The sequence below is a fragment of the Clostridium transplantifaecale genome (assembly GCF_900626075.1).
Classification (GTDB): Bacteria; Bacillota; Clostridia; order Lachnospirales; family Lachnospiraceae; genus Otoolea; species Otoolea transplantifaecalis.
This window is the reverse complement of the sequence record NZ_UYZY01000007.1, coordinates 88,513-108,622: the sequence shown is the minus strand read 5'-3', so window position 1 is coordinate 108,622 and position 20,110 is coordinate 88,513. Positions and strand designations below refer to the sequence as shown.

Sequence of the window (20,110 nt, the reverse complement as noted above, 5' to 3'; positions counted from 1 at the left end):
GCCTGATTGATGATTTGTTGTGGTTTCTGTTACTCTTCATCCAGCTTCAAAACGCTCATAAATGCTTTCTGTGGAATCTCCACGTTACCGATCTGACGCATTCTCTTCTTGCCTTCCTTCTGTTTTTCCAGAAGTTTTCTCTTACGCGAGATATCGCCGCCATAACATTTGGCGAGTACGTCTTTTCTCATTGCCTTGACTGTCTCCCTGGCAATGATTTTTCCGCCTACGGCAGCCTGAATCGGAATTTCAAACAGGTGTCTCGGAATTTCATCCTTTAACTTCTCACACATCCTTCTGCCGCGTTCATAGGCAGAACCTTCGAATACAATAAAGGAAAGTGCATCGACCTCTTCCCGGTTCACAAGAATGTCGAGTTTCACCAGCTTGGACTCTTCATATCCTTTCAGTTCGTAATCAAAAGAGGCATATCCGCGTGAGCGTGATTTCAGTGCGTCAAAGAAGTCATAGATAATCTCATTCAGTGGAAGCTCATATTTTAACAAGGCTCTGGTCGCCTCAATATACTCCATTCCAAGGTAAACGCCGCGGCGCTCCTGGCACAGTGTCATGATAGCACCGACAAATTCGGTTGTTACCATGATTTCTGCAGACACAATTGGCTCTTCCATATATTCGATTTCGGACGGATCCGGAAGATTGGATGGATTCGTAAGCTCCATCATATCCCCGTTTGTCTTGTGCACACGGTAAACAACGCCGGGGGCCGTCGTCACGAGATCCAGGTTATATTCACGTTCCAGACGCTCTTCAATGATATCAAGGTGCAGAAGGCCTAAGAAGCCGCAGCGGAAACCAAATCCGAGGGCGATGGATGTCTCCGGTTCAAAGAAGAGGGAGGCATCATTTAACTGAAGTTTTTCCAGTGCGTCCCGGAGATCGGGATATTTTGCCCCGTCGGCCGGATAAAGGCCGCAGTATACCATCGGAGTCACTTTTTTATATCCCGGAAGCGGTTCTGAGCATGGATTCTCCTCATTTGTAATGGTATCACCCACCATAGTGTCTCTTACATTCTTGATGCTGGCCGTGATGTAGCCTACCATTCCGGCTTCCAGTTCCTCACACGGGAAGAACTGACCGGCTCCGAAGTAGCCGACCTCCACAACGTCGGCCGTAGCCCCGGTTGCCATCATTTTAATCGGAGTCCCTTTTCGGACGCTTCCGTTCTTGATTCGGCAGAATACGATAACGCCCTTGTATGAATCATACAGGGAATCGAAAATAAGGGCCTGAAGCGGGGCGGATGTATCCCCCTGCGGGGCAGGAATTTTCTCTACGATCTGTTCCAGGACTTCATCGATATTCAAGCCTATTTTGGCAGAGATTCTCGGTGCATCATGCGCTTCAATTCCGATTACGTCTTCGATTTCGGCAGCAACCCTGTCCGGTTCTGCGCTAGGAAGATCGATTTTATTGATAACCGGAAATACATCCAGGTTATGATCGAGGGCAAGGTATACGTTCGCCAGTGTCTGCGCCTCGATTCCCTGGGCGGCATCCACGACAAGGATAGCTCCGTCACAGGCTGCCAGACTCCGCGACACCTCGTAATTGAAATCGACATGGCCTGGGGTATCGATCAGGTTAAATATATATTCTTCTCCATCTTTTGCTGTGTATACGGTACGGACAGCCTGAGCTTTAATCGTGATTCCGCGCTCACGCTCTAAATCCATGTTGTCAAGTACCTGGGACTGCATCTCCCTGCTGGTAAGTAAGCCGGTTCTCTCTATGATTCGGTCTGCAAGGGTTGACTTGCCGTGATCAATGTGGGCGATGATGCAGAAATTTCTGATTTTGCTCTGGTCAACTATTGCCATGGGGGTCCTCTCTTTTCTTGGGTTTTAAGTGAAATTACGTATTAAAATTATGGCCTTAGATAAATTGCATTTGCCGCTGTTCGATAATAATCCAGAATTTGGGCATAACTCAGTCTAGTAGAATATAGCATTTTTTTTGTGAGCTTTCAAGAGGGTTCAGGGGAATGAGGAGATTTTTGCATGATTTTCTTATGATTAAGAGCACTTTAATTATGGGTGATGATAGATTTGGTAAGAATGACCGAATTTTTACAAACAGTTTGATTTATTACTCTTCCGTTGTCTAATCTTTATATAAATATATATGACCGACTGATTATATCCAGCCAGCTATCAACGTACATGAATACAAAACATTTGAATAGTACCACTGTATACGTTTAGGTTTTATAATTTTTCAGGATGCGCTTTCTTTCACATATATTAATTCCTGTAATGTAAATTAACACACAATATCTGCAGTCTCTATTAGATTAATATGTAGATATTTTTCTCCTAGCAAAATGGTTGTAATGTCAGAAAAAATAGTCAACTGTTGGAAATAGTGGCCAACGGTACCATAATGATCAATTAGTATTTACCGAAATGAATATAACAATTATCCGATACAAGCTTTAAAAGAAAATAGTTCCTAGCACTCCAGATATGAATAAATAATAAGAAGCCATGGGTTATCGATTTCAACTGAAGGCAAATTCATAAGATTTTGAATCTTCCATACAATTTAGGAGCATGCCACCGCCAAATAACATTCAACTTTATATTTCTCCGTTATTACATACCCCCAAAAGCCAAGTATATCTTCCAGTAAATCGCTCATATTTCTTTTATGTCTTCCCGCACTTTGCCATACAATGTCTTCTTTCTATATTGGTTTATGAATTCGATATGGTACTAGCATTTCCAACGAGTGGATGATGTACTTTTATTGTCCATTGGGATCGCCTCTTATGTTTGAATTTAGCTTGCACCACCCTTTTTGTATCATAAGAGGCTTTATATTATTCTCACCGTCCCCACAACCACTATTTTCCATAACATAGTTCAGAAAGTAGTACTTTTTATTTTAATCTCCATTTTCTTAATTATAATTATATTGAACCGAAAGCCCAGACACCTTTATCCTAAATGCATAAATCTATCAATAATTCTATTTTTCCTTCAGATAATGTATAATTTCGTAAAATATAACTATTTTCTTAAAAGGCCCCCAAAAAGTTGATATTTTATATTTTCATTAAATAATCTAATGTTTCTTTAATCCCTTCCTCTATACTCCAATGAGCTTCCCACCCTAGCTTCCGCAATTTTGATGAATCCAACAACGCTTTTGTTGCCTTAGAATATCCTGCCTGCTCTGTCTTATTCGGAATTTCAAATACTATCTTTGTTCCGACATAGTCAGCAATCAGCTGTGCTAAATCTCGTAATGTTATATCCGATTTCTTATCTGCAATATTATAAGCTTCACCGCATTCTCCGCACAAAAGTACTGTCAAAAGACCTGATACTGAATCTGCTACATAATTATAAGAGTACAATTGACTTCCTTCACTTTTTAATATTATTTCTTCCCCTTTAGCCCCATTTTTGATAAACTGGGATATCGCTTTTGTATCAGACCTTAACATAGTTGGCCCGTATGTTCGAGAAAGGCGTGCTGTCACAATATTCATATTATAACAATCTATATAAGCTTGACATAATGCTTCACCTGTACGTTTACTTTCGGGATAACCTGCTCGCAATGTGTTACAGTCAATATAACCACAATATGACTCGTCAAAGTACTCTATATCACCTTTATTTTCTCCATACACTTCCACACTGGACGCAAATAAAAAACGACATTCTGCATTTTTACGAGCATGTTCCAACAAATTGTATGTTCCAATAACATTAGTCGTTATCGTACCAATGGGATCCATTGCATAAGCAACAGGATGTGTATTGCTAGCAGCATGAATTAAATAATCTACACTCGGAATATCCTCTGTGAGAGGTTGATTGATATCATGAGAAATAAATGTAAAGTATTTAGAATCCCAATACTCAAAAAAAACATTCTTAGCTGTTACCATATTTCTGCCTAACGCAACTACTTTAATTTGCTCATTTTTCTCCAATAAAACCCGAACCAAAAAACTGCCAATCAATCCACTGGCTCCTGATACCAAAACGGTTTTTCCTTTCAGCTTTTCCCACGGCAAATCTAATTTTTTCACATATTCAATATTTTGCATAAACCGAATCATTTGAGCCACGTATCCCTTTCTAATTTGAGATATGCTTTAAACATCTCTAAGTCATCTTTTGTTGTTAACTTAATATTTCTATCAGAACCCGCTGCAAAATATAATGTCTCGCCTAAATCGACCATCATTGTATTTGCATATGAAGAACCATATATGCCGATTTTCTTTTCAAATGCTTCATGATATGCCCAATCAAGTTTACTAAACTTATAAGCTTGCGGAGTTGATACACGACGGAGTGTTTCACGTGGAATATACTCTTCCGTTGATTTTTCATCTTTAATCCGAAAAATTTGTTCATTATATGGAAGTGACGTAACCGCATTTCCGTACTTCTTGCACTTCTCAATTACATCCGAAAGAACGGTATCATCAATCATAGGGCGAATACCATCATGGATAATGACAATATCATCATTCGAACATTTTCCCTCCAAGTGATAAATACCATTTCGGATAGATTCTTGACCTGTATTTCCCCCCGAAACAACCCATTCTAGTTTCGTAATATTAAACTGCTTCGCATAAGCCCATAAAATATCATGCCAACCGTCCAAACAAACAACCTCAATAGCATCAATATCCGGGTGCCGCTGAAATCCCTCCAATGTATATATCAGAACCGGTTTATCATACACATTAATAAACTGTTTTGGTATGTCCTGCTTCATGCGGTGACCGCTGCCCCCTGCAATAATAAGTGCAATATTCATATATTACTCCCTTCACTTCTTATAAAAAATTCTTTTTGCATATTGTACAAGTTCCATCATAATCTCATAATTCAGAATATAGTTAAACAAAATAAAAAGAAAAGAATTGATAGTTATGCTACAAAATCCAAATACTACGAAATCTAAATAATTATTTATCCTTAAAGAAATAAAAATAGATTCCATACATATTAAAATAGCTGAAACAATACAATTTAAAAAAACAGTTCTAATAAAGGGATATAGTTTTTTTTCAAAAAAAATGCAATGTGTAAAATGAATCTCTAATATTGCCAAAAAAATCGCTGTTACTAAAACACCACTTAAAATTCCACGAAATCCCCCTACCTGATTACCAAAAAACATACCAATTACTAGCAAACCACAAGCTGAAGTTTGAAACTGTCGGCTTACCTTAAAAAAGCCGGCCATATTGATCACATGACCACTAGGAATATGAATAATTTCAAAAAAAGTAATTCCCATCAGGACTCCGCCTATAAAATAACTTCGATAGTCAACGTCAGAGACTCCTGCTGTGTATAGCATAATGAATGGCATAAGTAACACTGCCGTTGTACTTAGCAATATAAAAAGTATGATAACCACTAATGTTTCATATTTCACATAAATTTGATATGTCCTTTCTTTATCGTTTTCAGCAATAACCTGACCCAATCCTAACCTAGGTGCATCAATCACCGCATATAATATACTTTTTAATAAAGCAAAAATACTATTATATACTGCATACACACTGGCTAATAGTGTTCCACCACCAGAAATTGAAATAGATACGATAGGCAATGTTGAATAAATTACTCCTGTTATTTTCTGTATAAATACTTCTTTGGTTCCTTTAATAGCAGCAAAATCAGGTTCTACAGAAAAATCAAACATTTTATATTTTTTTCTACAATATATAGAAATAATAATGCTGTTAATGAGCGAATAAACCATTGTTATTAATCGAATTAAGCCAATTTGTTTCACAGTGTTAATTAAAATCAGATTTGTAATGTGCCCTAAAGAAACAGTCACTAATGTTATAAGCGAAATAACGTATTCTTTTTGTTCCGCTTGCAACATGACACGATATTTTAAAACAAAGAAGAGATTAATAGCAGAAGGAAATACCGTCATAACGAAAACTAAAAGAACAAAATCTTGGGGCAGCATACTATTAACAAAATTACTATAAATAAAAGAAATGAAAATTCCAACACATAAAAAAAGCAATCCTATCTGTTGAAATCTTTTTTTTACGGCAACAATAATACGATGTATAGTAAAATAATCTTTTTCCACATATGGTTTGAAAATGGCAACATTGGCCGCCAGTGTAAATCCCCCTTCCAAAACCAACATCATATTAACTAATTGTGTAGCTGTAGAATTCAAGCCGTTAAAATCAGATCCAAATACTCGAATAATATTTTGGGTTACTATAAGCCCAAGTAAACCATTTGAAATGGTAAGCATTATAGCTGACAGTGCATTATATAGACTATTTCTTGTACGATGCATATATTACCTTTCTCTAATATTTAGAACTGTGTCTAAAAACTTTCTGTTGATAGACTTTCCCGAAAGTTCTGGCATTCTAGATATTATTTCATCATATGTGTATGAGACATTTATTTTCTCATATATAAATTGCAAAAGGTTCTTTTTTTGTGTCTCTATCCCACCCTTATATTCATATATAACATATGCAATTGGATATTTTTTTAAGTATGGAAGACAGGGATCTTCCTGTATTTTACTGAAATGTACAATCGGTTTTCCCATTGCCATATACTCAAAAATTTTTCCAGGTACTTGAAATTGGACGGTATTTCCAATGTTAATTAAAATATCCGCCTGTTGCATAGTACCATAAGTTACATTACGACTTTCTCTTCCATATATAATTACATTGTCCGCTGTCTCATCAATTTTTTTTCTAAGAAACTTGATATTGGATTGAGTTATTATAAATAGCTTAATATTTTTATGAAGGCTATGAAATAAATCAATTGCAAATATAGGATTTCTTATTATAGGATCGATCGCCCCTCCAAAAACACAATAAACTTCTTTTTCCTTACGTTTTATCAAGCCCATATCTTTAAAATCTTCTATTGGAATCATATTGGCTAATGGAAGCTCTATCATTTTTGAAGAAAAACTTCGAAAATTTGTATTTTGATAAAATTCCCCCAATGCAGGCGTTACAATTATCTCATCACATTCCTTAAAAAATCTTTCTTGAACTAAACTAAAACGCTTATAAGCATTTTTACCATACGCTGCCACATTATAACAAAACGGATCCATTTCATACAAAATCCAGTTTATTGATGTGTGTTTTTTCAGTTCGGATGCTATATAATGTGTAATAGCCGGTGTAGATAAAGATAGTACAGCATTGTATACATTTAATTCATGCAGGGATAGGCACTTATTTAAAACCTCTTCTTTAGACCATGCGCTATAACGATTATCTTTGATGGACTGATAATATCGAAGGTAAAAATAAATCTTTGATAAAGCCATACAGCAATAATTCATCCACCTAAATATTATCGGCAAATCAATTTTCATATGTTCCTGCCAACAAATTGTATTCATTGTTCGTATATCATTAATGCGATATACTGTCATACCATGATATTTTTCATATTCAGGGGTGGTGATACTGTGTCTTCGTGTTACTACATCTACCTGCCAACCTTCTTTATAAAGGTATTCTAACAGTGGCACAATACAATTGATATTTGATGATGGATATGGAAAAAATTCCCCTAAAATTACAAGTAGTTTTTTATTATTCATGTCTTTGCCCTCAATTGTTTACAAAACATTTTTACTTTTCTTATATTTGACAAAGAAAGAACTTTCCATCTAATCCGTCCTATTAGATAGCATCCACTGATGGCTATCCAAAAATAGGGATGTACTAAGTGCATAACCATATATAATGCGTCTGACCTTGGCGTATAAAATAGCTGAAAAAATGCAAATATACTTATAGTTGATAATAACCAGTTCTTTTGAATCCAAAAAATGACTCTCTCTAAGCAAATACCAAGTATAAAGTTATATATAATCACTCCAAACCAACCAAAGTCCGAGAACACTTCCAAAATATATACAACACCCACACCATGTCCCTGAAAATACATATTTCCCATCAAGATATAGGATAAGTGTGCTTTCATATCATGACTAATCTGCAATGCCTCCTGTGTTTGAATATTAGTTGGAACTGTATTAAACAACGTTCTTCCAATAATATTATTATGAACCAAATTATCATACACAGGCCCCAAAGTGTATCCCGGCCATTTATTTTCAGGTAATTCTTTAAGAACATCAAAAGCTTTAACTAAAACATCAAAGGAATTTCCTTGTTGGTAAATAAATCGAAATAAAAGGTTTTCGCCAGAAAATAGATCGACGGAATTATTATTTCTCCAATATGTATAGGCAAACAAAAAAACAATCATTAACGGAATCGACAATAAAATAATAATTTTTTCACATAAACCAATCCATTTTTCCGAGTATGGAATCCTATTAATATCCCTGATAAAATAATAAATAAATATAAAAGAGCATGCTAACAGTGTAGGGGAACGCATACCGACTAATAAATACGGAATTGTAGAAAGCAAATATGCCAAAAGAGGTAGAAACGCTTTTCTTTTGCTTGGCATAGTTGCCAGAAATATACATAACGTAGGTTTCATGAGTTGAATAAATCCTTTAACAATAAGTGGCTGTTGTGTTCGATATGATGTATAATATTCTACATATGTATGATTGAACATGTATGCAATTTTTTCAAACCCCTCTAAGAATGTACATATTATTGCTACACAAAAAACAAACAAGGCTCCTTGACGTAAACGCTGCAAAAATATGCGTTTATCTTCCAAAATTTTCAGCTCAGTACTTTTGTACTTTGTAAAAACCTTAGACTCACTAAAACAGGCTCCAATCAAAAGAAATAGTATAGAAACATATAAGCTAAGCAACGCAAGAATTACGGCCTCACCAGAAGCAATCTGCCACCATATATTCCCCCTAAGTAGGGAAATTACTGGTCGCCCTATTAGAAACAAGAACATAGACAAAAGGAATAAAAGCAATACAATTCTTTTTTGTATTTGCTGCCACGAAAAAACCACTCCACCACACCATAAGAAAATAATTGAAAATAATATTAAATTGTAATCATGACATAATATTCCTAAAGGAAATAATATGCTTGATACTCCAATTAAAATAAAAGAAATTATCAGCAACTCTAATTTCCTCCTTTGTTATAATTTTTACTAAATAGAAAATGTAAATCCTTAAGATGTACTTTCAATGCTCTATTAAAATTTAACTACATTATCTTTACACCACTTTATTATCCAGAAAAGTTTCTTGTTCCATTCTTATTTTTTGTATAAATTGTATACAAAATAAAATAAACCTGGAGAGAAACTATAAAGTAACGCTGTTGCTTTTTCTTTATGTGTTAGATATGGATTATCGATAAATTTATTTCTACGCTTTCTGATTTCTGGAAGAATATACTTGCATATATCTAGATAATATCTTTTATAAGACTTCCGCATTGACAAAATCAAACCAATACTTTGCCTAAAAAAGACGCATGTACCAACCGCTTCATATAAGGGCTCCGCTGCTAATAACATTTTTTCAATTTTTGTATTAATTTCCAGGACCTTTAACCATTCCTGTGTATATACCGAGCGGGTTGCACTTGTTAAATTTATCCGCCGCTTATAAAATGGGGCATTAATTACAGACACTCGTTTTGCATTGAGCAACGCTTTACAAAGAAAAAAACCATCCTCTCCTTGTGTATAACCCACTGGAAATAAAATGTTATTTAATACCTCTCTTTGAAATAGTCCCAAACAAACAGATCTCGAGTATAGAAACACGTTATTTATTTTATCGAAACCAGAATAAGTTACATGTTGATAAAAAGTCTCCTGCCCAACTGTGGTTTCCAATTCTTGCGATAAGGTAAAAAATTCATATTCATATCGAACAACCTCTGCATTTGTTTCTTCCATAATTGAAGCCGATACCGAATATGTATTTAAATCAATAAAATCATCCGGATCCACAAAACTTATTAACGATCCCGTAGCTACTCGTAATCCACAATTTCTTGCTGCTGAAACTCCCTGATTTTTCTGATGAATCACTATGATATTTTCGTATTGCTGTGCATATTTGTCACATATTAACCCACATTTATCAGGAGAGCCATCATCTATAAGAATAATTTCTATTGAAGGATAGTGTTGACTTAGTAAAGAATCTATGCACTTTGATAAATACAGTTCCACATTATAAACCGGGACGATTATAGAAATTTTTTTTAGCATAGCAAAAAGCATTCCTTTTTTCATAATATATTTTGCTCTATATTTATTACATTACTTTGACTAGCCACTTGGCAATAGATTCTGCCGCCGTCCCAGATTCGTAACTCCCCATTTCTTTTAAATGTTTTTTTAAGTTTTTCATATAATCTTCGGACGCAAATTTTTTAATATTTTCTAATAATTCTAAATTATTATGCGCAAGGGGAAATGGCCATTGAGCAATCGGAACATAAAAATCTCTTGATTGCATATATGAATCTAAATCGGGAGCGAAAATGAAACACGGTCTACCCGTTAACGAAAAATCCCACATAATAGACGAATAATCTGTAATCATAGCATCCGATATAAGTAAAAGTTCTTGCACATCACCATAATCAGATACATTTATTGCCCCAGTAATATCATCAAACAAAGTACCTGATGCAAGCGGATGTAGGCGATAAAGGAACTTCCATTTTCCACCCCAACGTTTTTCTAGCTCATCTAGTAATTTTATCACGTTTAACCTACCATCAAATGCCTCTTTTCTCATAAGAACATTTGATTCAAAGTTTCTATATGTCGGTACATAAAGCATTACTTTTTCGTCAATTGAGATATTTAACTTCTTTTTTACCTGTTCTCGAAGATTAGAATTCTTTGCAAAGAACAAATCATTACGAGGAAAACCAAATGGTAATTTTGTACATCTTTCAAAGCACATACTTGGTATTCCAAATTCCTCAAATTTTTTACATGAGATAAGAATCGCTGTTGTTTTTTTCGCATTCAGTCTGCAGTCTTTAATGTAATATTTGGAATCATATACATCGATTCCTGTTTTTTTATATGCTCCTCCACCATGCCATGTATTTAATACTATCTGACTTTTTTTAATAGGGAGATATGATATCCCACCATTATTTGTAATAATCACTCTACTCGTCATAATATAATAAAAATATTGTATTGTATTATACTTAACTGCAATCAAACCATTACTCTCTAATATATTTTTTTGTGAAATTTCTTTGTATGCATATACTAATTTTAAATCTTTATTATGTAGTCGTCTTAAATACAGTGCGATATACTTGGGATTATCTCCCCATTTATATGACATAGAATTCAGAAAAAATATTTGATTCAAATTAACTCGAAAAAGTTGAAACGGATATAATAGAATAGTGATCAGATTTTTCAGAAACCAACGAATCCATGCCATCTTTATATTCCCTCCACACTTTTATTTTTTCCAAACCATCTTATTTATAATTCCAACATAACTCTGAATGATCTTAATAACTTTTACACTTACATTTTCATCTGCATATGCAGGAACTTCTATTGTGTCATCTCCATTAGCTTTCAGAGAAGCAGCCAGTTCTACTGCTTGCAAAACTTGCTCTGTTGTAATACTTCCGACCGTAAATACTCCCTTGTCCATAGCCTCTGGTCGCTCTGTACTTGTTCTGATCGAAACTGCCGGAAAGCCAAAATATGCAGCTTCCTCCGGAACCGTCCCACTATCTGATACCACGCAGAAAGCATTTTGCTGCAATTTGTTATAATCGAAAAATCCAAAAGGCTGATGTTGAATCACTCTGCCAGAAAATTTGAATCCTCTTTGGTCAATATATTTTTTGCTTCTAGGATGGCAGGAGTATAAAATCGGCATGTTATATGTCTCAGCCATCGCATTTACCGCATTCATTAAAGATAAGAAATTGCTTTCGATATTAATATTTTCTTCTCTGTGTGCAGACAATAAAATATAGTGGCCTTTCTCAAGTCCTAATTTTTCAAGAATATTGCTTTTATCAATATTCTCAATACAGTTGTTTAATACCTCTCTCATAGGAGAGCCAACAACATAGGTATACTCTGGCTTTACACCCGTGTCCAGAATATATCTTCTAGCATGCTCGGAATAGCAAAGATTTACATCACTGGTTACATCTACAATTCGACGTATTACTTCTTCTGGAAGATTTTCATCTTTGCAACGGTTCCCTGCTTCCATATGAAATATCGGAATTTTTAATCGTTTTGCAGCAATTACTGATAAACAGGAATTTGTATCACCTAAAACAATAATTGCATCTGGTTTTATTTCTGTCATCAACTCATATGATTTTGTAATTATATTTCCCATGGTCTGACCCAAATTGCCTCCCACCACACCAAGATAGTAATCCGGTTTTCTAAGGCAAAGTTCTTCAAAAAAAACTTCATTCAATGTATAATCATAATTCTGACCTGTATGTACAATAATATGCTCAAAATATTGATCACATTTTTTAATGATTGCTGACATTTTTATAATTTCCGGTCTTGTTCCTACAAGTGTCATTAACCTTAACTTACTCATTTTATTCTCCATTTTCTTTCAACAATAATTATAAACTATAATGTGGATATAAATGTCGGTGATCCCGCATCCATTCAGCCATCTCCGATATCATCGTTTCATAATTTGGAACGACACAATCAAACTCAAAATTTGTTCTAATTAGTGTCTTATCTAAGATAAGACCTTCATAAGGCCTTATCTTTATTTCATCATTTCGCAAATATTTATTAAATAGTTTTAATAATTTGTACTTACTTATATTACCCTCATTGACCATATTTATTAAACCATAAGTTTTTCTCTGCGCTGCTATCTCCATTGTTTTTGCAAGCTGCAGAGTTGTCATTCCTGTCCACATGGCATGAGTGAAACCGTTAACCTCTCCTTCTTGCTTCATAAACCAATTAAGCAAACCAATCCCTTTTTCATTAATATCAGGGCCTACAATACTATTACGTAATGTAAGATTTTTATTATCCTCCAGTTCTCCCATTGCCTTTGAGCGATCATAAAATGTTTCTCCATCTCGATTTGATTTTTCGGTATAAGGGCCCTTCTTTCCTGAAAACACACAATCTGTACTCATATGTATAATCTGTGTATCCAAATCTGCAGTTATTTTTGCAAGAAAATGTGGAAAATAGGAATTTAAAAAAACCGCCCCTTCCTTATCTGCCTCAGCCAACTGATTTAGTACACCAATTGCATTAATTATCGTATCAAAATTTCTTTGCCTAATAATATTTGTTAAAGTCTCGGTATCTTTTGCATCACCTAAAATAGACTCGACATAATTAGTCTTTCTTCTGCTGTAACCAACGACTTCATGTCCCTGTTCTTTCAAATAAATCGATATTACATGTCCGGCCATTCCAGAAGCCCCTAAAACGAGAAAACGCATCACTTTGCCTCCCACGCTTTTAATTCATTTTTAACATAAGATAATGAAAACAACTTTTCTTTTACCTGCTCAACAGATAATAATTTCGTATTATTGGAATTAAACTCTGTTAGTATATTTCTCTCTGTATCTCCGTGTATAAAAAATTTATCATAATTTAAATCGCGTTTATCACATGGTACTCTATAAAATTTTCCTAGATCTACTGCATTTGCACACTCTTCATTTGTAAGTAGAGTTTCATACATTTTTTCTCCATGCCGAATTCCAATTATTTTTATTTTATGCCCCGGAGCAAACAACTCTACTACTGCTTCTGCAAGTACTTTTATTGTACATGCCGGTGCTTTTTGTACTAAAATATCTCCACTATTTCCTTTTTCAAATGCAAACAGAACTAAATCAACTGCTTCTTCCAATGACATGACAAAACGAGTCATATCCGGCTCAGTTATCGTAATGGGTTTTCCTGCTTTAATCTGCTCGAGCCAAAGTGGAATTACAGAACCACGACTACACATTACATTTCCGTATCGTGTACAACATATCTTCGTCCTGTCCTGAGAAACCGTTCTGCTCTTTGCCACGATAACCTTTTCCATCATAGCTTTACTTGTGCCCATGGCATTAACTGGATAAGCAGCTTTATCTGTCGAAAGACAAATGACTGACTTAACTCCTTCATCAATTGCTGCAGTAAGTACGTTTTCTGTTCCTAACACATTAGTTTTAACCGCCTCTACTGGAAAAAATTCACACGAAGGAACTTGTTTTAATGCAGCAGCATGAAAAATGTAATTCACATCATGCATTGCATTCCTAACAGACTGAATATCTCTTACATCACCTATGTAAAACTTAATTTTATCACTATATTCTGGAAACCTAGCTTGATACTGATGTCGCATATCATCCTGCTTTTTCTCATCCCTAGATAAAATACGAATTTCTCCTATATCAGAGGATAAAAAACCATTCAACACTGCATTTCCAAAAGATCCGGTTCCCCCTGTAATCAATAACGTTTTTCCTTCAAACATACTTCTATGTCTCCTTTAATTTTTCAAATTGATTTAGCAATTCTTTCATGAATATATCCTTAGTAAAATTTCGCTTAAAATACGCTCTTCCAGCCTCTCCACAAGAAGCATAATTGCATCTATTCAAAACAAATTCTTCTATAATATTTGCAAGCCCTTGATAATCTCCAGCTGCAACTTGCATTCCACAATGTGATTCTTCGATAATTTCTTTAGCCGCCCCATCTATAGCAGCTAAAACCATTTTTCCAGCTGCCATATATCCCTGCAATTTCGATGGAATTGTCGCCCCTATAAAATTATCTCCAGTCAAAGTAAGCAAACATGCATCTGCCATCTTATAGAAATCCGGCATATCCTTTAAAGGGTACCGCCCATAAAAAGTCACTCTATCATCTATCTCAAATTCTTTTACCATTTTTTTACTAGCTTCTAATTCTGAACCGTCTCCAACTATATGCAAATGAACTTTTAAATTCTTATTTAGAATTTTCATCGCCTTTAGTGCACATGGCATATCTTGCACTCGGCCAATATTACCACAAAATAAAAGCTGGATCTCTTCTCCTGCCGAACTAGACAACTCCATATTCAAATATGATTCTTCTGCATGTTGAGGCATATAATATATGGGAATACTTATATGATGAATTGAGTGAAAGTATTCGATAAATGTTTTAGAAGTTACCGCAATCATATCGCCTCCAGAATATAGAAAATAGCAAATTTTTTTTATAATTTGAAATAATAAATTTTTTTCTTTAATATTATATGCCTTTAGGGATTCCGGCCATAAATCACAGCAGTAAATCAATACCGGAATTTTTTTCCTAAATTTCATTATTCTAGCTGGTAACAACACAAAAACAGGAGATAACTGATATACATAAATCACATCGTAATTCCCCTTCAAAAATAGTGCCTTCCAAGACGAGGAGACAGCTAATGATAAATAATTTAATCCAAGACCGATAATACCGTTCTTTCTTCCTCGTTCATAAGTACGGATTATTTCCACACCTGCAACATATTCTTTTCTGTTTTTAAATTTACAATATCGTTCTGAGATATTTCCTGATGGATAATTAGGCAGCCCTGTCAGAACAGTCACTTTATGCCCTCTTTTAACCAAATCTTTAGCTATATCATTAATTCGAAAAGTCTCCGGAAAAAAACGTTGACTGATAATCAAAATATTCATATAAACTCCCAACAATTTTATGAATTTGAGATATGTAATTTTATATAATATATTTTACTTTTTCATTTTTCCCGTTCCTCCCTCTATCACACCTTCATGTTTTAAAACTGATATAATAGTCTTTAAGATACAGTAACAATCCATTTGTAATCCCATATGCTCAATATAGTACTTATCTAATTTTGCTTTTACTGGGATTTCCAATTCATCTCGACCATTGATTTGAGCCCACCCCGTTAGTCCCGGAGCAATCTGATGAACTCCGTATTCATCGCGCTTTTCTATCAGATCATATTGATTCCAAAGTGCAGGGCGAGGCGCAACAATATACATGTCATTTTTGATAATATTAAATATCTGAGGAAGTTCATCTAAGCTTGTCTTTCGCAACAAACTGCCGATCTTTGTAATATACTGGTCTGGTTCCGCCAACATATGAGTCGGCATATTCTTGGGAGTGTCTGTCCGCATGGTTCTAAATTTGTATATTTCAAATAATTTTTTATCTTTTCCAACTCTCTTTTGTTTAAAAAAAACAGGACCTTTAGAATCTCGCTTAATAGCTATTGCTATTCCAAAAAGAAGTGGACTCAATACAATAACTGCACTGACAGACATAAATAAATCTAATATTCTTTTGACTATCAAATAGTTTTTTTGCTTTCTACTTAATACATGGGCTTCAACCAAACTCTGTTCGTTCATCTTATCAATTCCTTTATCTATAATGTTATAACTTGAAAGAATAGTATTTGTAATTAGAAGAAACTGGTTTCTTACTCCAATTTTATTTTGTACTTATCACCACAACTTCTGTTCTAGTTTAAAATAGTTCTTTATTACTCTTTACCCTGTATAATATTAATTTCTTTCATACCAAAAAAAAGGGACAAAAGCATCAACTCTCCTCCCTATACTAAAATTCTCAAATTAATGTTCTCTATATTGATTAATTCCTATCCATTCTTCCTAACCATATTTGTTGTAACTAACACAATGAATTTCCTGATTCACTTGATTTCTTTATCCTTTTCAAGCTGTATCCCAAATATCAGTGTTCTTTCTTCTCCAATCATCAACGTCTTCACCATTGCATATCTCTTGTGAAGATTCACCTTAATGTTCTCTCTTTCAAAAAACTCCAATGCACCCTCTACAGAAACCACATTTCCAATTACATCCGTCTTCACAACTGTCAACCGTACAACAGAGCTGCTAAAATCCCCACTACTGTCTATAATTGCCCGCAGAAATCTCTCCTCTGCCTCTTTCACCGGGATAAACTCATTTTTACCGTTCCCCAACAGTCTGGAGAATCTCGGTACACTTTTCAATTCCATATAGATTCTCTCCGGTTCATCCGTTTCTATAAATACATATCCGGGAAATAAAGGCCTTAACTGCAACTGCCACTCTCCCCCCAGCCGTTTCAGCCATTCCGCCCGAATCATAAAGCAATTCTCAAAATGCTCCCGGCTCAACAATGTACGTATAAAGAGCATCAGCTCTTCCTCTTTTCCGGTAACAGTCTGAATCACATACCACATATCCGAACTCCTCTCTGTCCGAAAAAGACATGGCTCCGCCATCCCTGCAGTTATAAAAAATCCAGAGCCTTTTTCAGATTTTTAGCCAAAAGAATTTCAGCATTCTCAGAACCTACTATAATTATAAGTTCCAAAACACCTCACCTCTTCGGTACCTTAATCCGACCTGTATAACAACACAATCCGACTGCATGCCTCAATAGCTGTACAACCTTTTCGCATATTTTTATGAAACGAGAACTTGTACTTCCTTTTGTCTCATTTCCTGTCTCTCGTCACTCCGGCCTTCCAGGATTTTCTCATCAATTCCAATCCCGGCCCAGACCACAACCTTTTTCCGTGATACCGGAATTTCCACCTGGGCAAAGCGGCGATGCCAGTCAAACTTAACAATCTGATTTTCAAGTCCTTTCAAGGGACCTTCCGTAATATAAGAAGTTCCTTTTTCCTGGTCTTTGTAACCATAGGACATTCTAAGATAATGATGTTCGCCGCAAAGCTTCCTTAGATACCGTTCTTCCTCCTCATACACAGAAATCAGATATCCCGATTCTTCCATCACTCTCAGTATCTTACGATAAATTTCCAGTTCTTCCGATAGCTTATCGGGTCTCCTGCTCTCAAGGAACACATATCCCGGAAACAATTCTTTCTCCACCAGTTTCCAGATACCATCCGAGCGCCAGAGCCTCTCACAGCGGAATGCAAACGCATCATCAAGGGCATCCTGTGAAATATGCTGTCTGCAGGAGCGGATAATCGTATCTTCCCGGCCCGTTCTACACTGTAATACATACCAGCTCATGAATGCCCCCTTCCTGAAAAGGATCGCTTAACTGACTATTAAGCGACATTTTTTTCAGTTTTCTCACCACTGCTAGATTCCTGTAAATTATAACACCCTTTCATGGGATGGTCAACTGATAGAAAATGAATCTTAAGGTAATAAATGTTAAAAAAATCTTGTTTTTTCTTAATAATTATCCATGCTTTATCGAAAATTTCAAAATAGACGTTTAAAACGCACTCCTCATTCCTTTTGAAAATCGAACAAACAATAACACTATTCTTATATATGAATATAAGGATAGTGCAAAAAATGTCGCTTAATAGTCAGTTAAGCGACATTTTTTCATCCCAATCAACAATACTGTAACGGCAGAAATATCTAATAAAACGTCTTTCCCCACTCTTTCCATTATCCTCACATTCCCCTTCTCTCACCCACAATCCTGTAAATTACCACCGAAATTGTAACAGCAAGGCATACAATCACAAAAACAGCCAGGTCCGTTCCAGCTGGATTATCCTCCTTGTAATTTATGCTTTTCATATTCTAGTACTACAGCGAACTCTTTAAAAGCCTGGTTTTCCGGTGTGATAAATATGCATTATGGTTCCTGCGTATATGGTAACTTACAATTTTTTTCATATCGGTTACTGTATATACAATTATCCCATTCATTAGTTTTATTACCAATGGGATTGCTTTTTTTAAAGATTTCCCGTATTTGAGTGGTAAATAAATGGGTTATCATTACAAACAGCATATGGCGGCTCCAGCCTTGGTAACTGCGGCACTCATAATCTCCCATATCTAGATTGCCTTTGCATTCCTCGAAACACTGTTCAATCGGCCAGCGTAACGTTGCCGCCCTGTCCAGTTCTCTTGCCGGGAGATCCGCAGGAGCATTACAGACGAAATATTTTATTTCATCATCTGCATATTTCCTCAGATAAAGCCATATTTCATCCCCAGACTTCACATAATTCCGGCTTCCATCTGCACGGCAGGAAAAACAGCGCAGAATTTTTCGTTCTGCAGGGATCGGGCCTTTTGCCCCTTCTGCCAGTATCACGGTTTCCCATGGTAAAGTTGGATCTTCTGCAATATCACGCGCGGATGTTGGTTCATGTGAAAGTACCGGGTGTTTACGGGGACGCCCTCTTTTCATCTTGGGGTAAGACAGCAGCGGATACTCCAGGAATACCTGCTTCTTTGCATTGGTTGCTGCAAAGTACCATACATCTTCCGGCAGTTCCAATCCGTCCAGAAAAACATGGTCATTTCCGTATGCTGCATCACATCCTCCCCACTGGTTCTGGAACTAGCCACTCCCTATCACTTGATTGAGCAAGCGATGGGCTATCTCATTTTTGATAGCAAAGTTTTTTTCTTCCGGGATATGACATTCCTTACGTAGCCTGGAATAATCTTCGCTGAACTATTCCTTTGGAATGTACAGGTCATAATCCACAAGCCCATATCCTTTGTCACCAGCATAGGCAAGGAACACTCCTGATTGGCAGTTTTCTGTTTTTCCCAGGCGGCCACAGTATTGCCGCCTTACACCGGCGGAATGCTTTCCTTTTTTCACAAAGCTGGTATCGTCCACGGACAACATGCCGCGGCCTGCTCCAATCTGCTCGGCCAAGAGCTCCTGATAGGTATCCAGAAGTAGCTGTTCATCAAAGCGTGAACGGGTAAAAAACTGTTGAAGGGGTCTGACGTACTTTTCCCCAGAAAAGTGTAGTGCGATTGGCTCAATCGATTTGCGTTCCAATGGACTCAAAAGCCCCTGTACAAAGGTTTGGAACAATCTTCGTTGTGGCTGCAGAAAAAAGCAGGGGAAATAATTCTGGAGATAGTTTTCCAGTTCCGCTTGAAGTAAAAAATCATTCCCTTCATCGGAATACCAGGCTTCTAATGCAATAGGATTGAACATCGTAGGATTCATCATAATATCAGCCCCTTTTTCTTTAATTGTACCAAAAAAAGAGGGAAAACTGCCACTCAAAGAGTTCGCTCTAGTACTAGCCCGCTACATGACATCTATGTCAATCATAGTAATTCGGAGGCTCCTTATGTGAGCGG

General features: G+C 35.9%; 17 protein-coding genes. All 17 read right to left on the bottom strand.

Translation table 11 applies throughout. The annotated features are described in order from the left end of the window. Positions 1-29: 29 nt before the first annotated feature. Positions 30-1,844 carry a translation elongation factor 4 gene (lepA, locus tag EJL91_RS21615; protein WP_125144036.1) on the bottom strand — a complete coding sequence of 605 codons (1,815 nt, stop codon included), beginning with the start codon at positions 1,842-1,844 and terminating at the stop codon, positions 30-32. A gap of 1,226 nt (positions 1,845-3,070) precedes the next feature. Further along, positions 3,071-4,099 carry an NAD-dependent epimerase/dehydratase family protein gene (locus tag EJL91_RS21605; RefSeq protein ID WP_125144189.1) on the bottom strand — a complete coding sequence of 343 codons (1,029 nt, stop codon included), beginning with the start codon at positions 4,097-4,099 and terminating at the stop codon, positions 3,071-3,073. After that, on the bottom strand, positions 4,096-4,812 hold the full coding sequence (locus EJL91_RS21600; protein WP_125144035.1) for an IspD/TarI family cytidylyltransferase: 717 nt from the start codon (positions 4,810-4,812) through the stop codon (positions 4,096-4,098). Before EJL91_RS21600 ends, EJL91_RS21605 begins: the two co-directional genes overlap by 4 nt. 12 nt (positions 4,813-4,824) lie before the next feature. Continuing rightward, the gene (locus EJL91_RS21595) at positions 4,825-6,339 is read right to left on the bottom strand and encodes a hypothetical protein (protein ID WP_125144034.1); all 1,515 of its coding nucleotides are present in this window, start codon (positions 6,337-6,339) and stop codon (positions 4,825-4,827) included. A gap of 3 nt (positions 6,340-6,342) precedes the next feature. After that, complete coding sequence (locus tag EJL91_RS21590; protein ID WP_125144033.1) at positions 6,343-7,629, bottom strand: glycosyltransferase family protein; 1,287 nt, start codon at positions 7,627-7,629, stop codon at positions 6,343-6,345. Then, positions 7,626-9,104 carry an O-antigen polysaccharide polymerase Wzy family protein gene (locus tag EJL91_RS21585; protein WP_125144032.1) on the bottom strand — a complete coding sequence of 493 codons (1,479 nt, stop codon included), beginning with the start codon at positions 9,102-9,104 and terminating at the stop codon, positions 7,626-7,628. Before EJL91_RS21585 ends, EJL91_RS21590 begins: the two co-directional genes overlap by 4 nt. Before the next feature lie 138 nt (positions 9,105-9,242). Next, positions 9,243-10,235 (bottom strand): glycosyltransferase family 2 protein, encoded by a 993-nt coding sequence (locus tag EJL91_RS21580; RefSeq protein WP_206429535.1) that lies wholly within the window; start codon positions 10,233-10,235, stop codon positions 9,243-9,245. 22 nt (positions 10,236-10,257) lie between these two features. Beyond that, complete coding sequence (locus EJL91_RS21575) at positions 10,258-11,418, bottom strand: CDP-glycerol glycerophosphotransferase family protein (protein WP_125144031.1); 1,161 nt, start codon at positions 11,416-11,418, stop codon at positions 10,258-10,260. Positions 11,419-11,439: 21 nt separating this feature from the next. Further along, positions 11,440-12,564: a non-hydrolyzing UDP-N-acetylglucosamine 2-epimerase gene (wecB, locus tag EJL91_RS21570; RefSeq protein WP_125144030.1), complete on the bottom strand. Its 1,125-nt coding sequence runs from the start codon at positions 12,562-12,564 to the stop codon at positions 11,440-11,442. 28 nt (positions 12,565-12,592) lie between these two features. Then, on the bottom strand, positions 12,593-13,447 hold the full coding sequence (locus EJL91_RS21565; RefSeq protein ID WP_125144029.1) for an SDR family oxidoreductase: 855 nt from the start codon (positions 13,445-13,447) through the stop codon (positions 12,593-12,595). Then, positions 13,447-14,487, bottom strand: a complete 1,041-nt coding sequence (locus EJL91_RS21560) for a polysaccharide biosynthesis protein (RefSeq protein WP_125144028.1) — start codon at positions 14,485-14,487, stop codon at positions 13,447-13,449. Before EJL91_RS21560 ends, EJL91_RS21565 begins: the two co-directional genes overlap by 1 nt. 4 nt (positions 14,488-14,491) lie before the next feature. Beyond that, positions 14,492-15,688: a glycosyltransferase family 4 protein gene (locus EJL91_RS21555; protein ID WP_125144027.1), complete on the bottom strand. Its 1,197-nt coding sequence runs from the start codon at positions 15,686-15,688 to the stop codon at positions 14,492-14,494. Between the two features lie 54 nt (positions 15,689-15,742). Further along, positions 15,743-16,393, bottom strand: a complete 651-nt coding sequence (locus tag EJL91_RS21550; protein WP_125144026.1) for a sugar transferase — start codon at positions 16,391-16,393, stop codon at positions 15,743-15,745. A gap of 305 nt (positions 16,394-16,698) precedes the next feature. After that, positions 16,699-17,235 carry a transcription termination/antitermination NusG family protein gene (locus tag EJL91_RS21545; protein WP_125144025.1) on the bottom strand — a complete coding sequence of 179 codons (537 nt, stop codon included), beginning with the start codon at positions 17,233-17,235 and terminating at the stop codon, positions 16,699-16,701. A 226-nt stretch (positions 17,236-17,461) separates the two neighbouring features. Further along, the gene (locus EJL91_RS21540; RefSeq protein WP_125144024.1) at positions 17,462-18,040 is read right to left on the bottom strand and encodes a transcription termination/antitermination NusG family protein; all 579 of its coding nucleotides are present in this window, start codon (positions 18,038-18,040) and stop codon (positions 17,462-17,464) included. Positions 18,041-18,626: 586 nt separating this feature from the next. Beyond that, positions 18,627-19,280: a hypothetical protein gene (locus EJL91_RS21535; RefSeq protein ID WP_243125521.1), complete on the bottom strand. Its 654-nt coding sequence runs from the start codon at positions 19,278-19,280 to the stop codon at positions 18,627-18,629. A gap of 180 nt (positions 19,281-19,460) precedes the next feature. After that, complete coding sequence (locus EJL91_RS21530) at positions 19,461-20,033, bottom strand: IS701 family transposase (RefSeq protein WP_125144023.1); 573 nt, start codon at positions 20,031-20,033, stop codon at positions 19,461-19,463. Positions 20,034-20,110: the final 77 nt, after the last annotated feature.

Coding starts and splice junctions, on each gene's coding strand:
- EJL91_RS21595 (WP_125144034.1), bottom strand. CDS start 6,339: ATGCATCGTACAAGAAATAGTCTATATAATGCACTGTCAGCTATAATG.
- EJL91_RS21545 (WP_125144025.1), bottom strand. CDS start 17,235: ATGTGGTATGTGATTCAGACTGTTACCGGAAAAGAGGAAGAGCTGATG.
- EJL91_RS21540 (WP_125144024.1), bottom strand. CDS start 18,040: ATGAGCTGGTATGTATTACAGTGTAGAACGGGCCGGGAAGATACGATT.
- EJL91_RS21600 (WP_125144035.1), bottom strand. CDS start 4,812: ATGAATATTGCACTTATTATTGCAGGGGGCAGCGGTCACCGCATGAAG.
- EJL91_RS21550 (WP_125144026.1), bottom strand. CDS start 16,393: ATGAACGAACAGAGTTTGGTTGAAGCCCATGTATTAAGTAGAAAGCAA.
- lepA (WP_125144036.1), bottom strand. CDS start 1,844: ATGGCAATAGTTGACCAGAGCAAAATCAGAAATTTCTGCATCATCGCC.
- EJL91_RS21580 (WP_206429535.1), bottom strand. CDS start 10,235: ATGAAAAAAGGAATGCTTTTTGCTATGCTAAAAAAAATTTCTATAATC.
- EJL91_RS21560 (WP_125144028.1), bottom strand. CDS start 14,487: ATGTTTGAAGGAAAAACGTTATTGATTACAGGGGGAACCGGATCTTTT.
- EJL91_RS21605 (WP_125144189.1), bottom strand. CDS start 4,099: ATGATTCGGTTTATGCAAAATATTGAATATGTGAAAAAATTAGATTTG.
- EJL91_RS21555 (WP_125144027.1), bottom strand. CDS start 15,688: ATGAATATTTTGATTATCAGTCAACGTTTTTTTCCGGAGACTTTTCGA.
- EJL91_RS21565 (WP_125144029.1), bottom strand. CDS start 13,447: ATGCGTTTTCTCGTTTTAGGGGCTTCTGGAATGGCCGGACATGTAATA.
- wecB (WP_125144030.1), bottom strand. CDS start 12,564: ATGAGTAAGTTAAGGTTAATGACACTTGTAGGAACAAGACCGGAAATT.
- EJL91_RS21575 (WP_125144031.1), bottom strand. CDS start 11,418: ATGGCATGGATTCGTTGGTTTCTGAAAAATCTGATCACTATTCTATTA.
- EJL91_RS21590 (WP_125144033.1), bottom strand. CDS start 7,629: ATGAATAATAAAAAACTACTTGTAATTTTAGGGGAATTTTTTCCATAT.